We start from the raw sequence: 15,240 nt of genomic DNA on the forward strand, positions 1-15,240 counted from the left end.
ATGTCAAACTTACCTATAGTAAAAGATTTTTTTCACGAAGATACCAATACCTTCAGTTATGTTGTACGTGATCCTGCAACCAAAGCCTGCGCCATTATTGATAGCGTTCTGGATTACGATCCGGCATCAGCAAGTACCTCAACTATTCATGCCGATAAAATTATTGCCTATATTAAAGAGCAGGGTTTAACGGTCGAGTGGATTCTGGAAACCCATGTCCATGCTGATCATCTGACTGCAGCGCAATACCTCAAAGCTGAGTTAGGTGGCAAGATTGCCATGAGCCAGAAAATTGGTATTGTTCAGCAAACTTTTGGCGCGATTTATCATCTGGATATTAAACAATGGAATGCCCAGCAGCTCTTTGATTATTTATTTGAAGATCATGAGTCGTTCCAAATCGGAACATTGAAAGCCTATAACATTCCAACACCGGGACATACGCCTGCTTGCCTGAGTTATGTGATTGGTGATGCGGTTTTTGTGGGTGATACCCTGTTTATGCCAGATTATGGTACAGCACGTTGTGACTTTCCGCGTGGCAGTGCAGAACAGCTTTATGATTCGGTACAAAGCCTGTTTCAGTTGCCAGAAGATACCCGGGTCTTTTTATGTCATGACTATTTGCCTGAAACACGTGAATCCTATGTGTGTGAATCTGATATACAGACACAAAAGACACAGAATATTCATATTCATCAGGGAATCAGTAAAGCTGAATTTGCTCAGATGCGCAACCAGCGGGATTCAGGACTGAGTATGCCTAAACTGATTCTACCGGCGATTCAGATCAATATGAAAGCAGGGCAGTTTCCTGAGCCAGAGCAAAATGGTGTTTCTTACCTCAAGCTTCCTCTTAACTACTTCAAATAAGCTTGTGTCGTGATTCAACAAAAAGTTCAACCTTTATTGAATCATTTTTGTGGATAAGGGAGAGGGCGATGTGGGCATTAATACTGGAAGGATTGGCGATTGGTGGCTTGCTGGGTCTAACCGGTGCTGGTGGCGGCATTCTGGCTGTACCGGCACTGATGGCGAGTCAGGGTTGGACGGTAGCTCAGGCTGCGCCGGTGGGCTTGCTGGCAGTCACGCTGTCGGCCTTGGTTGGAACGTTCGAAGGTTTATTCAAGCGTATTGTACGTTATCGCGCTGCGCTCTGGATCGCGCTGATCAGTATTCCTTCAGCCCGTTATGGCGTGCATCTGGCTGATATCGTTTCTCCAGTCTGGCTGACGCTGGCTTTCAGTCTGGTCATGCTGATTGTTGCTTACCGGATCTTCTTTAATAAAGTCCATGATCATGGTAATGCACCGTGCAAGGTCAATCAAACGACCGGTCGTCTGATCTGGAATGTGAAAACGGCCTCCTTTCTGGCTGGTATTGGTGTAGTGGCAGGTTTATTAACGGGTCTGCTTGGCGTTGGGGGTGGTTTTGTTATTGTTCCAGCCCTGCGTAAATTCACCGATCTCGATATGCGCAGCATCGTGGCGACCTCTCTCATGATTATTTTCCTGATTGGTGGGGTCAGCATTTCTGCACACGTACTGGAGGGCTTTCAATATCCTGTTTCGGTCACACTGGCCTTTGTCCTGGCCTGTATTGTCGGGATGTTCATTGGACGCAGTCTGATGCATCGGATTGACAGTAACAAGGTACAGAAAATATTTGCCACAACCGTGGTTGGGGTAGCTATGTATTTAATCTATTCAGCGCTCATGGGCTAAAACAGACGATTAAGTACCTAAACTAAAGCGCTTTAATCTCCCTGAGCATCGTTTATGCAATGTGAATATCGTTTTAATGGCCGAGGAAGAATGAAAATGATGAAAACTGCAGAGCAATTGATCCGGAATGCAAAAAGCCGGATTCAGGAAGTCAGCGTAAATGAATTGTTTGAGGCGATGCAAAACCATAAAACCATACTGATTGATGTTCGGGAACCAGATGAATTCCAAGCAGCAGCGATAGACCGGGCGGTGAATTATCCACGTGGTATTTTGGAAATGCGAATTCACCAGCATCCCTTAGCCAGTCATCATTGTGATACCCAGCAGGCACTGGAACATCTTAAAGATCAGCCGATTTATTTGATTTGTGGTACGGGTGGACGTTCAGCACTGGCAACCGATACCTTACAGAATATGGGTTTTACCCAGGTCAAGTCGGTTCAGGGTGGTTACCAGGCCTGGCTGGAACAGGGCTATCCGGTAGAAAAATAAGCTATTGAATATATAAATGAATGCTGATTTCTTTATTTGAGGTGAAGCAATGAAATACAAAGAATTAACCCAGAACATTTCGGGCAGTTTAAGAACTTTAAGTCAGGATTCGCCTGATTTAATGAAAAGTTTTAACCAATTGTCACAGACTGCTATGCGTGATGGCGTGATTGATCCGAAAACCAAGGAGTTAATTGCCTTGGCGATTGGTGTGGCGGCACGTTGTGATGGTTGTATCGGTTTTCATGTTCGAACCTTAGTCAAAATGGGCATGACCCTACGGGAACTGGAAGAAGTTTTAGGCGTTGCCGTCTATATGGGTGGAGGACCTTCATTGATGTATGCCGCAAATGCCCTAGAGGCATTTAAAGAGTTTTCCAGCTGATTGAATCGTTTAGTAAATGGAGGCTGAAATGAGTCAGCACTGGAATGAATTGTATGCCCGGACGCAAGATCTGTATGGCACAGCAGCAAATCTTTTCATTCAGCAAATTTCGGACAAAATCCGAATAGAGGGTAAAACACTGGCAATTGCTGAAGGTGAAGGACGGAATATCTTATACCTGGCTGAGCGGGCAAGACAGCAGGGTTACCCTTTTTCAGCGGAAGTCTGGGATTATTCTGATGTTGCTTTGACGCATCTGTCCAGCAAGGCTGAAGCCCAAGGGATAAAAGTTGAACTTAAACATGTTGATTTAACAGTAGCTCAATGGCCATCGGAGTTTTATCAAAATGTGATCTGTGTATTTGGTCATTTCGATATAGAAACACAAAAACAGGTTTTAGAAGGCATAAGAAAATCCTTGCTCAACGGTGGGTGGTTTATTGGTGAGCTATATTCAAAGGAACAGATCGACTATAAAACCGGTGGTCCTTCAAATGTCGAATATTTATACGATCCTCGTTGCATTCTAGAAGTCTTCGGACAGGACCACATCCATCACTTTTATGTCGGGGAGCAAGAAAGGCAGGAGGGAAAATTACATTGTGGTAAATGCCATGTTATTCAATTTGCGATACAAGTGAGGAAGTAGAGCATAAGTGAATTTAATACATTTTGCTGACGATAAGGTCCTGCATTCTCATCATCAATATTTTTAGGGGGGATTACCATTACCGTAAAAATTCTCATTAAGACTAGGGAATGTATCTTTTTACTGATCTGTACCTTTTTTAATTTTCCTCTGTTCTTTAATTTAGTACCATCAATATAACTTACGCTGACGAGCTGGATTCACTGAATGAAGTATATGGAAATCAGAGATTTGATTGAGGCTGAATTGAAAAAATACAGTTCTAATCAAATGATTCCATCGGAACGTTACTTGGCATTAAAGTTTAACTGTTCAAGGGAAACAGTGCGTAAGGCTTATGAACAGCTTCGTGCCGAAGATAAAATTTACAAACGGCAAAATCTCGGCTGGTTTGTGAGTAATAAAAAAATTCAATACTATCCAAACTCAATTGAAAATTTTCGTTCTTATATGAAGGCACAGGGTTTTAATGCCAGAACAGAACTGATCTCGACCAGACAGCTGGAGCGATTTGATCACAGTGATGTTTTTAGTGAAGCAACGAGAAGACTCGGCTTTATTGAAATTATCCGTTTACGTTATGCTGATGATGTCCCGGTACTCCTTGAATACAATTATCTGCCTGTTGCGCTATTTCCAGATGTGCTGAATTATGACGTGATTACTTCGGTCCAAGATGTCATTAAAAATCACTTTGATTATGATTATACGAGTAGTCAGTTAAAAATTAAAAATACCGGTGTCTCTCATTTTGAGAGCCAATATTTAGGAATTCCTATAAGCCAAACAGCAACTTACATTGAACGTATTTCAAAATCAAACGATCTGGTGATTGAATATGACATCGAAATCTGGTCTCAGGACAAAATTGAAATGACCCTAGATATTCACGCATAAGCTTATATTTATCTCCAATCCATTAGATCTCTTGCGAAAGTCATTATTGCAAGTTTATCCGGTTTACGAGTGCAGCAATTAAGTTAATGCGTAAACCGAATCTTTTCCGTCTATTTCGATAGCGTTCACTTAATATTCTAAATGTTTTCAATTGACTATTAATGTGTTCGATCACAACTCGTATTTTTCCAATCATTTTATTGTACCTTTTCTCAACATCAAATAAGGGTAAATTCTTCTTTTTCTTTATTGGCATCAATAATTTAAAGCCATCTTGCTCTAATCCGTAGTACCCTAAATCGGTCATAACATATTCACAATGTTTGAATTTCTTAACCGTTTTTCTTGCCAATTTAATATCATGCTGACTGCCATTCGATATATCTAGCCCTATGATTTGTTTGCTGTTCGGATGATAGATCACTTGTGCTTTTAGCGTATGTTTCTTCTTTTTACCACTGTAGAACTTACTCTGATTTTTTTTTCGGACGTTCTATTGAACATTCTGTCGCATCAATAATGACCCAGTTAAAGTGTTCGTCTGCTGTGGTAATGCTTCGTTTTGGCAGAGTAAAACGTCTTGATTTCATCAATGCATCTTCAACCTTTTTAATGGTTCGATTCACATTACTTTCAGCGATATGGTAATTTGCCGCTAATTCCAGTTGAGTGCTGTAGTTCCGTAAGTAATTGAGAGTTAATAACAACTGATCCTCTATATCTAAAGTATGAGGACGACCTGATTTCTTTTTGAGTGATTCTGCTTTTTCTAAAACCTCTACCATTTCAGTAAAAACTTGTCGAGGTACGCCAACCAAGCGTTTGAATTCAGAATCTGAAAAACGATTTAATTTCTGATATCTCATGAAATTTATATTGAGGTGGTTTTTACTTTCGCAAGAGATCTATTCAAATCCTAAAAACTTCTGTGTTTTTAGGATTTTTTATTTTTAAAATAATTTTAATTATTAAGCATTCTATTTTTATATTTAAAAGGCTAAACTTTCATCCAATTTAATACTGGTATGTACCACTTAATTTTGGGACAAACCTTAAATATTAAATGTATTTGAAAATACTGTGTAGATGTTTGCTTAAATGATGACTCTCCATTACCACATGATGATCTGGCTCAGGGATATTGATAATGACCACAATGACTGATGATTTAGGTCATGGTATGGGCAATGCCTGGGAAAATAAAGACTGGGCACATATTTCTGATCCAGAATTACAAAGCCTGCAGCAGCAGTATTCCTGTTTACAAGGTCATATTCAGATTTTGTGGTGTAGTCCACGGCCATTTTCATCTGCAGTATTGGTTAAAGTAGAGCAGGATCTTGTGAGCAGGGATGAAATAGTCGCGCATCAGTATTTGATTAAGCGCAGCCATTGTTCCTTTCGTCGTGCCCGCGATATTTTACAGGAGCATGCCGTTCTTCAGCATTTAGCTAGCAAAGAAATTCCTGTTGCAGCATTGATTAGCTCAAATCAAGGTCTGACCGCTTTAGAGCTAGGTGACTGGACCTATGAAGTCTATGCAAAAGCAGCCGGCTTAGATCTGTATGCAGATCAGCAATCCTGGAAACCTTTTTTCTATGCTGAACATGCTGCGAAAGCGGGGCAATTACTGGCAAGCTTACATATGGCCATGCAGGATTTTCCTGAGCGGCAAGGCCGATCAGCATCTTATTTATTGTCCAATCAGCAGCTTTTAAACAGTGAAAATATCGTTACAGCCATTCAACGGCGCATTGTAAACAGTCCAGAATTAAGCCGTTACTGTGCCGACAAAAATTTAGATCCTTACTTTTTAGATCAAATCTTACAGGTTCACCAGCGTATTCAGCCTGTATTGCAACAGGCAAGCAGAATTTGGACCCATAACGATTTACACGCTTCTAATCTATTTTGGTCAGCACCGGATGCCAAAGCGGAGATTACTGCCGTAATTGATTTTGGTTTATCTGACCGAAATTCGGCACTTTATGATCTGGCTGTGACGATTGAACGTAATTTCATTGATTGGTTGGAATTAAAGCAGAACCCACATATTCCGATTGATGAAGCCGGTTTAACCGCTTTTCTCCATGCTTATTTTTCCGAGATACATCCACAAGAAGATTTTAGTATTTTGCCAGAACTGCTGAAAATCGTGCATCTGGATTTCGCTTTTTCAGAGCTGGAGTATTTTGTGGGCATTACCCACAACCTCAACCATGCAGATGCGGCTTATTACGACTGGATTATCGGTCATGTGGACTGGTTCTTTGGCGAACAAGGCCAACAATTTACCCAGACTTTAACCCGGCTCATTCAACACGAATTGCACTCTTCTTAGTTGCTCTCTAAACCCGGCATCATCACCCACTTCAAATACATAAGGTTTCGTATGAACAATCGTCAACTCAAACAGAATGTATTAACCCGATCTTTAAATATGATCATTCTGTCGCAGCTTTGTTTAGCCCCGCTGACTTATGCTGAAGACGATGTTCAACAGCTTGACACGATTGTCATTACAGCCGATCAAAGCATCCCTTACTCGAGTGCCAAAGTGAATGTCGAGGGATTTGCTACGGACAGTCTGCAAAAAATACCTGCATCGGTCTCTATCGTGACTGCCGATCTCATTGCTGAACAACATGCTCGCGTGCTGAGCGATGTGGTAAAAAATGATGCAGCCATCGGTGATGGCTATGCTGCAATTGGCTATTATCCAAACTTTGTCTCGCGTGGCTTTGAACTCGATTTGGCATCAAGCTACCTCATTAATGGCAATGTGATTCGTGGTGAACAAAACGTTGCACTTGAAAACAAAGAACGTGTGGAAATTTTAAAAGGCATTTCCGCGATTCAAAGTGGTATGTCGACCCCGGGTGGTGTGGTCAATTATGTCACCAAGCGACCCAAAGATATCCAGGCCCTGACATTCTCTGCCGATCAACACGGCCAGTTTTCAGTGGCAACTGATCTCGGTGGTTTTTTGGGTGATGAGCAGCAATTCGGATATCGCATCAATCTGGTGAATGAGCAGATTGAGTCTTATGTCGATCACGTGGATGGTGAGCGCTATTTAGCGGCATTGGCCTTAGACTGGAAAACATCTGAGCAATCTAAATTGGAATTTGATCTTGAAGCACAGCGTTCCGAACAAAAATCAGTGCCAGGCTATCAATTACTGGATGGCAAAGTCCCAGAAAATGTGAAATGGGATCGATTGCTTGGTTACCAGACTTGGGGTAAACCGGTCACGATCGATAGTCTGAATACTGGTTTAAAATATAGTTATGCCTTGAATGATGACTGGAACTTGGGACTTGTTGCAGCGCACAGTAAATCCAAGGTTGATGATTATTCAACATTTGCTTGGGGATGCTATGCCACGGTATGTGAATATAATGGCTTAGGCAACACCTTTGACGCTAATGGCAATTATGATATTTATGATTATCGCAACCCAGATGACACCTTTAAGACCAATCAATTTAAAGTCAAATTGGATGGGGTGATTGATACCAACTGGGCACAACATTATCTAAATTTTGATATTACGCAAACCAATAAATCTCGTGATCGATATCCTGGATTAAATAGAAACATATATACACATTTATACGAGAACCCAGAGGACATAGATATTGCAGGTAATATTTATGAGGATCCACTACAAGTAGAACAACAATTAGGTGATGTCGGTCCCTATTTTAAAGCTTTAGATAGTGAACAGACTGCTTTTACGGTTTTAGATCGTATTGAGTGGAATGAGAAATGGTCTACTTTGATTGGTGGAAAATGGATCGAGCTTGATGAACAAGCACATGCTTATGATGCAGAGGGTAAGCAGGTAATAAAAGTTCGTGATACGGATTTAGGCAAATTTTTACCACAGTTTGCAGTGAGTTATAGCCCGGTAGAGTCAACAACTCTGTATGCCTCTTATGCCAAAGGTTTGTCAGATGGAAAGACAGCGCCTTGGTTTGCAGAGAATGCTGCTGAAACTCTAGCGCCGATCTATTCAGAGCAATATGAAATTGGCCTAAAACAACAGATCAAGCAGTTTTTATTGACTGCCTCGCTATTTGATTTACACCAAGACAACCAATATAGCAAGCCGATTTCAGGACTTCGCTATTTTGTTGCGGAAGGCGAACAACATAGTCAGGGTCTGGAGCTCGGACTGAATGGTGCATTAACCGATCATCTGGCCTTAACTTCATCTTTAGCCTTGACTAAAGCCCGTTTAGAAAATGTAGAAGCGGTTGAATATGGCAATCATCAGGCGCAAAACGTGCCAAAAGTTCGTTTCGCAACACATCTTCGCTATAACGTACCGAGCATTGCAGGTTTCACTGTTCTGGCAGGTGGTCAATACAGTTCCAGCAAATATGCTAACAAAGAGGGTGCTGCGAAAGTCGCAGGTTATAGTGTGGTTGATTTAGGCGCTGCTTATCAATTTAAGCTAAATACGACCGATGCATTGCTACGCTTGAATATTAATAATCTGTTCAACAAGAAATACTGGCGTGATGCAGGTGAATTTTTGGGTGACGATTATTTATTCTTGGGTTCGCCGCGTACAGCAACCTTGTCATTCAATCTGAACTTCTAAATTGGCTGCTTAATCAGGTTATATTGCTATGGAAAATATAGAAATTGCAGCGTTCATTTTAAATGTTTTAGGTGTCTGGTTGACGTCTAAACAATATAAAGCCTGCTGGGTAGTGAATATTGTCGCTGTATTTCTGTATATCATTATTTTTTATCGTGTCAATTTATTTGCAGACGCAGCATTACAAGCCGTATTTATCTTGATGCAACTCTATGGCTGGTATAGCTGGTCGAAGAAAGATCAAGACCAGGATCTGACTGTACAGATTGGCTATTTGAATAAAAAAATCTGGGTATATAGCCTGATTGTGGGTATTGTCGCTGGTCTGGTGATTGGTGCCTTATTTGCTCATTTTACCGCAGCGTCACTACCTTGGTTGGACTCCATGTTAGCCTCTTTTAGCTTGGTGGCAAGTTATTGGGCGGCAAAAAAATATATTGAAAGCTGGGGCTTGTGGTGTGTTCTAGATGTGATTTATGTCGGTATGTACACCCATAAATCATTGTATTTAACAGCCGTACTCTATTTTCTCTTTATTCTTCTTGCACTGAATGGCTGGAGAATGTGGCGAAATCTTTATAGAGTGAAATTATCTTGAAATGACACTATTGCAAATAGAAATTTGAGGTGATGCTCTTTCCTTTAAAAAAAGTGTTTATAGACTAGGGTGTGTCCTCATTTGGCTTTGCACCAAATAAATATACAGGCTATACGAATCATAGATTTATAATTGCGTGCCAGTTTATCAAATCGAGTTGCAATAGCACGGAAATGTTTTAATCTCGCAAAAGCATTTTCAACTAAATGTCTTAATTTATATAGATATTTATCAAATTCCTTATTCGATCTCTTACTGTTTGATCTCAATGGAATAATGGGAATCATATTCTTGTTCTTGGCATATATTCTAATGTGCTCAGCATCATACCCCTTATCAGCAATGAGATAAGTTGCCTCGTCTACCGTATCAATCAGTTGTTTTGCAACTTGACTGTCGTGGACGTCACCCTCAGTGATTTTAAAATCAATCGGTAATCCATTCGCGTCGGTTGCAAGATGTATTTTTGTTGTTCGTCCACCGCGTGATTGTCCAATTGCTCTTTCGAAACCATGCCGAGCTCCACTTGCATGTTGATGCACGCGTATGTAGCTTCCGTCAATGAATACCCATTCTTGATCCAAGATGCCTCGTAATCTAAAAAAAATTTATCCCACAATCCCTTACTTGCCCAACGATTAAAGCGATTGTAAGCAGTTTGCCAAGGACAAAATTCTTGGGGAATATCACGCCATGTGGCGCCTGTACGCAGTTTCCATAAGATCGCTTCCATGATATTTCTACTATTCTTTGAACAGTAACAACCGTGTAATCGCATAGTATCTTGAATTTGCTGCCAGATATCATCGGTGAGAAGAGTACGTGCCATTGAAAAAATATAGAAATCAAAAGAGCTTAAAGGAGGATTTTAAGTATTTAAAACCAATTTTTCAAATGAGGACACGCCCTAAAAACTTTATTTGAATTGGCCGCAGCTTGAAGATGTTGCTGATATTTTGTGAAAGCTAGCTACCATACATTCAAAGCGAACCGAAGTTCGCTTTGAATGTATTTCACTTCTTAAAAGAACCCGGCTGGTTTGGTCGAATAGCTCACTAACAGATTTTTGGTTTGTTGATAATGATCCAGCATCATTCTGTGATTCTCACGACCAATGCCGGATTTTTTATAGCCACCGAAAGCCGCATGCGCAGGGTAGATGTGATAACAGTTGGTCCAGACCCGACCGGCCTGAATGGCACGGCCAGCACGGTAGGAAGTATGCGCTGAGCGTGACCAGACCCCGGCACCGAGTCCGTAAATCGTATCGTTGGCGATCTTGATCGCATCATCAAAGTCTTTAAAGGTGGTCACAGCCAATACAGGCCCGAAGATTTCATCCTGGAAGGTCTTCATGTCATTGGTGCCTTTAAAGATAGTCGGCTCAATATAGAAACCTTGACCCACTTCCTGACGTGCTTCACCACCAGTCAGGATCTGTGCGCCTTCTTCACGACCAGTGGCAATACAGCCCAGAATCTTGTCCTGCTGTTCCTGTGAGGCTTGCGCGCCAATCATGGTGTCAGTATCCAGCGGATGCCCGGTTTTAATCCGTTTCACCCGTTCAACGGCACGCGCCAGAAATTCGTCAGCAATACTTTCCTGGATCAGCGCACGCGATGGACAGGTGCAGATTTCACCCTGGTTCAGGGCAAACATGGCAAAACCTTCCAGCGCTTTGTCCAGATAATCGTCTTCCTGATCCATGATGTCGGCAAAGAACAGATTCGGTGATTTACCCCCCAGTTCCAGCGTCACCGGAATAATATTTTCGGTGGCATATTGCATGATCATCTGACCGACGGCGGTGGAACCGGTAAAGGCAATCTTGGCAATGCGTGGGTTGGTGGCTAGCGGGCGACCGACTTCAACCCCATAACCATTGACGATATTCAGGACACCCGGTGGCAAAATATCCTGAATCAGTTCAGCCAGCACCAGAATGCTGACCGGAGTCTGTTCTGCAGGTTTCAACACAATGCAGTTGCCCGCAGCCAGGGCAGGTGCCAGTTTCCAGACAGCCATCAGAATCGGAAAGTTCCACGGGATAATCTGACCCACGACGCCCAACGGCTCATGAAAATGATAAGCAATCGTATCTTCATCAATTTCGGAAATGCCGCCTTCCTGCGCACGAATACAGCCGGCAAAATAACGGAAATGGTCAATAGCCAGCGGAATATCGGCAGCCAGCGTTTCACGGATCGGTTTGCCATTGTCCCAGGTTTCTGCCACAGCCAGAAGTTCCAGATTTTGTTCCAGACGATCGGCAATTTTCAACAGAATATTGGAGCGGGTGGTCGGCGATGCTCTGTTCCATTGTTCTTTGGCTTTGTGCGCTGCATCCAGGGCCAATTCAATGTCTTCTACAGAAGAACGCGGAACCTTGGTAAAGACTTTGCCATCTACCGGAGAGATGTTGTCAAAGTATTCACCTTTGACCGGAGCGACCCATTCGCCGCCAATAAAATTCTCGTATTGTGCTTTAAAATGAACTTTTGAACCAGGTTGATTAGGATTGACGTAACGCATATGTATTTCCTTTGCTTATTTTCGTATGGCAAAACCGCTTCTACAGCTTTGGTATAAGGTACTTCTGCATCTTATTTGATTAATATAACTGGTATAAGGTTGGAAAAAGGTTGGAGCTAGCATGTTCACGATATTTTCATCCATTTTAAAAAAATAACGATTACAGCGGATGTAAATCATGAATTGTTGTGAGAATAAGGAATGATGACAAAACAAGATTTGATGGAAAAAAGGCACAATACTGATCAGCTTCGGCAAAACAGCAGTTTGTCTCCCTTACATGCAGAACAGCTGGGACAGAGTATTGCCAGCTCCTGGCAACGTTCATCCTCGGCTGAAATCCCGAAGAATCGTTTAGCAGCACCGCTGACGGATTTAAAAAAGACCACTTCTTCCTCAACTTTAGCCCAAGCCCTGCAACATTGTGCTCAGGATTTAAAACATATTGCCGAGCAATCTTCTATGGTGCTGGCGGTCGGAGATATCGGCAGTACCATCATTTGGGCAGCTTCTAGCCCACAAATGCAAAGTGCCGCAGAAAGTGTACATTTTATTGAAGGTGGGCAATGGCGCGAAGAGCTGGTCGGAACCAATGCACTGGCACTCTCCTTAAAAACGCAACAATCCACCTGTGTCTTTTCCAGTGAACATTACATGTCCTCCATTCATGACTGGGTTTGTTATGCTGCACCGATTATCGATCCCTATTCAAAACAGATCTTAGGTGTCATTGATCTATCTACCACTTGGCAGAAGCATAACAGTTTGGCCCTGTTGGCTGCTGAGCGTTGCGCCACAATCATTCAATCTGCTTTGTTAGAATGCCAGAAGCAACGCCTGTTCATTCGGGCTTTTTCAGTACCCCAAATACTGTTTAATGGCAAGATGCTGGTTCTGACCCCTCGCCAGATTGAAATTTTGACCATTTTGGCCTTATGCCCGCAAGGCTTGAGTCTGGATACCTTGCATCAGGCCTTATATGGTGAACGCAAAGTTAGTATGGGCACCTTAAAAGCAGAAATGTCGCAGTTGCGCGATGTACTGGGGGGCATGTTAGGTTCTAGGCCTTACCGATTATTGGTACATGTAGAGGCCGATTTTTTACTTACCGAACAGTCTCTGGATGCTGGATATATTAATTCTGCCCTAAAATTATGTACTGGCGTATTTCTGGCTAAAACGGAAAGTCCATTTTTATGTGCCTGGCGAGATTGTCTGGAATCACGTCTAAGTAATGCCATTTTTAAAGCCAATGAAACTGACGTCCTGCTGAAACATGTATCGCATTTCCCTGAAGCGATTGATGCGGTGGAACGCCTGATTGAACTAATGCCCAAAACCCATCCCGTCCATCAAACTCTTTTAAAATATAAAGACCTTTAAAACGAATCCCTTCAGCGGTAGAAGGCTATATAGGAAAATCCTGGAATATTCAGCATCATCCCTATTCACAATAGATTTACTTGTCGATTTCATCTGAATCAGATCCTAAAATTTTATTAATCTGATGATTTTTCAGTGGCTATGCCATTTACTTGGCCGCTTGAGGGGACTCACTTCATCAAAATCAGCTACGATCATCTTCATTTCATATGAAGGACGTACAGTTTATTCCTCAGAGATTAAATATGATATTAAGATCATACGATGGGAAATTTTTTCTGGCTGGAACGAAGTAGAAGAAATTAGGATATTTTTATGCTCTAGGATAAACATGGATATTTTTAGGCTAGGGGACTTATAAAATAATTCCCCTCTATTTTTTATCCTATTATGAAGGTAAAAGCGGTAGCCAAAAGCAATGAATTGCTATTGGCATACTTCTTCAGTAGGCGAAATAAGGCCTGTTAAAGTGTAAGTCAGATGATTGAAAATAAGACTTACAAGGAGGTATTACATTGCCGCTTTAAAAATATCCACGACTTGAGCATGACTGGCCTTACGTGGATTGGTTAACATGCAGGCATCTTTTTGCGCATTTTCTGCCATAGTGGCGAGGTCAGCTTCTTTTACATTCAATTCCGCTAAACCTGATGGAATGCCAATTGACGATGAAAGCTGCCGAATGGCGTTAATCGCTTCATAAGCTGCCTCAGTTACAGTTAAACCTTCTATATTCACCCCCATCAATTGGGCAATTTTGGCATAACGCTCCGGACAGGCAATCAGGTTAAACTCACAGACATGTGGGAGCAAAATCGCATTACAGACCCCGTGTGGCAAGTTATAGAAACCACCAAGCTGATGCGCCATCGCATGCACATAACCTAAAGAGGCATTATTAAAAGCCATGCCTGCAAGATACTGGGCATAGCTCATGGCATCCCGTGCTTCCAGATTATCCCCATTCGCCACTGCGGGACTGAGCCATTCACTGATCATGGTGATCGCCTTTTCTGCACAGGCATCAGTGATGGGATTGGCGGCCGTAGATACATAGGCCTCGACCGCATGTGTCAGAGCATCCATCCCTGTTGCCGCAGTCAGGCCTGCAGGTTTGGCTAACATCAGTTTAGGGTCATCAATCGCAATGAGTGGGGTACAACGCCAATCTACAATCGCCATTTTCACATGGGTATCGGTATTGGTAATGATACAGAAACGTGTCATCTCCGAAGCTGTCCCTGCCGTGGTATTGATTGCAATCAGTGGTGTCATCGGAACGGTACTTTTATCAATCCCTTCATAATCACGGATATGTCCGCCACCTGCAGTGACCAGACCGATGCCTTTGGCACAGTCATGTGATGAACCCCCACCTAACGATACAATAAAATCACAGGCGTTTTCATTATAAGCTGTAACTCCATGATGCACGTTAATATCAGTTGGATTAGGTTCCGCGCCTGGGAAAATATAACTGTCAACACCTGCCTCTTTCAAATAATTTGCAATATCATCTGCAACACCAAATTTAAACAGGCCAGCATCAGTTACAATCAGTGCTTTCTTGGCGCCTAAATTTTGTGCTTTGATCCCGATTTCTTTAGCACAGCCCGGACCAAAAAGTGAAACACAGGGAATATAAAAACCGTTAGTTTGATCTGAAATATTTTTAAAAGCCATGGTGTTATTCCTTCTACCATCCATTGATTATTTTATCGGTGACCCTCACCGTAATATGAGTATTGGATGAAGCTAAAAAGAATCCTACCTACCAAATACCTACCAATTTAAATTTTTGATTCTAGCCAAAATAATGCATTTGAGGTATTTAAAAGGGCACTGTTGCAAATAACCACGAATGGTAAGCTGAAGACTGTTTTAGCTAAAGGTGCAGTATATGAATCCTTTCCATGGTCGGCATTTTCAGGGCGAAATCATTCTTTGGGCTGTGCGCTGGTATTG

14 protein-coding genes are annotated in these 15,240 nt (G+C 42.0%); 10 read left to right on the top strand and 4 right to left on the bottom strand.

Going from position 1 to position 15,240, the window contains the following annotated elements:
- From FTU45_RS10995 to FTU45_RS11020, 6 genes are all read left to right on the top strand, one after another.
- Nucleotides 1-873, top strand: coding sequence for an MBL fold metallo-hydrolase (locus tag FTU45_RS10995; RefSeq protein WP_053579072.1), 873 nt, complete (start codon nt 1-3; stop codon nt 871-873).
- A 68-nt stretch (nt 874-941) separates the two neighbouring features.
- Nucleotides 942-1,724, top strand: a complete 783-nt coding sequence (locus FTU45_RS11000; protein ID WP_074382697.1) for a sulfite exporter TauE/SafE family protein — start codon at nt 942-944, stop codon at nt 1,722-1,724.
- Nucleotides 1,725-1,823: 99 nt separating this feature from the next.
- Nucleotides 1,824-2,219 carry a rhodanese-like domain-containing protein gene (locus FTU45_RS11005; protein WP_035337430.1) on the top strand — a complete coding sequence of 132 codons (396 nt, stop codon included), beginning with the start codon at nt 1,824-1,826 and terminating at the stop codon, nt 2,217-2,219.
- 49 nt (nt 2,220-2,268) lie between these two features.
- Complete coding sequence (locus tag FTU45_RS11010) at nt 2,269-2,604, top strand: carboxymuconolactone decarboxylase family protein (RefSeq protein WP_005093752.1); 336 nt, start codon at nt 2,269-2,271, stop codon at nt 2,602-2,604.
- A 28-nt stretch (nt 2,605-2,632) separates the two neighbouring features.
- Nucleotides 2,633-3,253 carry a class I SAM-dependent methyltransferase gene (locus FTU45_RS11015; RefSeq protein ID WP_005093755.1) on the top strand — a complete coding sequence of 207 codons (621 nt, stop codon included), beginning with the start codon at nt 2,633-2,635 and terminating at the stop codon, nt 3,251-3,253.
- Nucleotides 3,254-3,460: 207 nt separating this feature from the next.
- Entirely contained in the window at nt 3,461-4,150 is a 690-nt protein-coding gene (locus tag FTU45_RS11020) for a GntR family transcriptional regulator (protein ID WP_005093757.1), read from the top strand.
- 43 nt (nt 4,151-4,193) lie between these two features.
- On the opposite strand, the gene FTU45_RS11025 is transcribed toward FTU45_RS11020, so the two are convergent.
- Nucleotides 4,194-5,016, bottom strand: a protein-coding gene (locus tag FTU45_RS11025; protein WP_087554504.1) for an IS5 family transposase whose coding sequence is annotated in 2 segments (ribosomal slippage) — nt 4,194-4,634 and nt 4,636-5,016 — 822 coding nt in all. Because the reading frame shifts where the segments join, the coding sequence is not laid out codon by codon here.
- A gap of 281 nt (nt 5,017-5,297) precedes the next feature.
- On the opposite strand from FTU45_RS11025, the gene FTU45_RS11030 reads away from it, so the two are divergent.
- From FTU45_RS11030 to pnuC, 3 genes are read left to right on the top strand one after another with little or no spacing between them, the layout of a single operon-like run.
- Nucleotides 5,298-6,491 carry a phosphotransferase enzyme family protein gene (locus FTU45_RS11030; protein WP_005093759.1) on the top strand — a complete coding sequence of 398 codons (1,194 nt, stop codon included), beginning with the start codon at nt 5,298-5,300 and terminating at the stop codon, nt 6,489-6,491.
- 51 nt (nt 6,492-6,542) lie between these two features.
- The gene (locus FTU45_RS11035; protein WP_103800504.1) at nt 6,543-8,762 is read left to right on the top strand and encodes a TonB-dependent siderophore receptor; all 2,220 of its coding nucleotides are present in this window, start codon (nt 6,543-6,545) and stop codon (nt 8,760-8,762) included.
- 28 nt (nt 8,763-8,790) lie between these two features.
- Entirely contained in the window at nt 8,791-9,360 is a 570-nt protein-coding gene (gene pnuC, locus FTU45_RS11040; protein WP_103800505.1) for a nicotinamide riboside transporter PnuC, read from the top strand.
- A 77-nt stretch (nt 9,361-9,437) separates the two neighbouring features.
- Here pnuC and FTU45_RS11045 read toward each other — a convergent pair.
- A protein-coding gene (locus FTU45_RS11045; RefSeq protein ID WP_373685564.1) for an IS5 family transposase occupies nt 9,438-10,189 on the bottom strand; the annotation gives its coding sequence in 2 pieces (ribosomal slippage) (nt 9,438-9,955 and nt 9,955-10,189; 753 coding nt in all).
- 191 nt (nt 10,190-10,380) lie between these two features.
- A complete protein-coding gene (locus FTU45_RS11050) occupies nt 10,381-11,892 on the bottom strand; it encodes an aldehyde dehydrogenase family protein (protein WP_159516849.1) in 1,512 nt (503 codons plus the stop codon).
- A 201-nt stretch (nt 11,893-12,093) separates the two neighbouring features.
- Here FTU45_RS11050 and FTU45_RS11055 point away from each other — a divergent pair, with 201 nt between their 5' ends.
- Nucleotides 12,094-13,275: a transcriptional regulator gene (locus tag FTU45_RS11055; RefSeq protein WP_159516848.1), complete on the top strand. Its 1,182-nt coding sequence runs from the start codon at nt 12,094-12,096 to the stop codon at nt 13,273-13,275.
- Nucleotides 13,276-13,785: 510 nt separating this feature from the next.
- Here the strand turns inward: FTU45_RS11055 and FTU45_RS11060 are convergent.
- On the bottom strand, nt 13,786-14,958 hold the full coding sequence (locus FTU45_RS11060) for an iron-containing alcohol dehydrogenase (protein WP_159516847.1): 1,173 nt from the start codon (nt 14,956-14,958) through the stop codon (nt 13,786-13,788).
- Nucleotides 14,959-15,240: the final 282 nt, after the last annotated feature.

The organism is Acinetobacter sp. YH12106 (genome assembly GCF_013418995.1).
GTDB classification, from domain to species: Bacteria; Pseudomonadota; Gammaproteobacteria; order Pseudomonadales; family Moraxellaceae; genus Acinetobacter; species Acinetobacter pseudolwoffii.

Excerpts from the sequence above, each read along its gene's own strand:
- FTU45_RS11005 (WP_035337430.1), top strand. The coding sequence starts at position 1,824 with ATGAAAACTGCAGAGCAATTGATCCGGAATGCAAAAAGCCGGATTCAG.
- FTU45_RS10995 (WP_053579072.1), top strand. The coding sequence starts at position 1 with ATGTCAAACTTACCTATAGTAAAAGATTTTTTTCACGAAGATACCAAT.
- FTU45_RS11015 (WP_005093755.1), top strand. The coding sequence starts at position 2,633 with ATGAGTCAGCACTGGAATGAATTGTATGCCCGGACGCAAGATCTGTAT.
- FTU45_RS11055 (WP_159516848.1), top strand. The coding sequence starts at position 12,094 with ATGATGACAAAACAAGATTTGATGGAAAAAAGGCACAATACTGATCAG.
- FTU45_RS11035 (WP_103800504.1), top strand. The coding sequence starts at position 6,543 with ATGAACAATCGTCAACTCAAACAGAATGTATTAACCCGATCTTTAAAT.
- FTU45_RS11000 (WP_074382697.1), top strand. The coding sequence starts at position 942 with ATGTGGGCATTAATACTGGAAGGATTGGCGATTGGTGGCTTGCTGGGT.
- pnuC (WP_103800505.1), top strand. The coding sequence starts at position 8,791 with ATGGAAAATATAGAAATTGCAGCGTTCATTTTAAATGTTTTAGGTGTC.
- FTU45_RS11060 (WP_159516847.1), bottom strand. The coding sequence starts at position 14,958 with ATGGCTTTTAAAAATATTTCAGATCAAACTAACGGTTTTTATATTCCC.
- FTU45_RS11050 (WP_159516849.1), bottom strand. The coding sequence starts at position 11,892 with ATGCGTTACGTCAATCCTAATCAACCTGGTTCAAAAGTTCATTTTAAA.
- FTU45_RS11020 (WP_005093757.1), top strand. The coding sequence starts at position 3,461 with ATGAAGTATATGGAAATCAGAGATTTGATTGAGGCTGAATTGAAAAAA.
- FTU45_RS11010 (WP_005093752.1), top strand. The coding sequence starts at position 2,269 with ATGAAATACAAAGAATTAACCCAGAACATTTCGGGCAGTTTAAGAACT.
- FTU45_RS11030 (WP_005093759.1), top strand. The coding sequence starts at position 5,298 with ATGACCACAATGACTGATGATTTAGGTCATGGTATGGGCAATGCCTGG.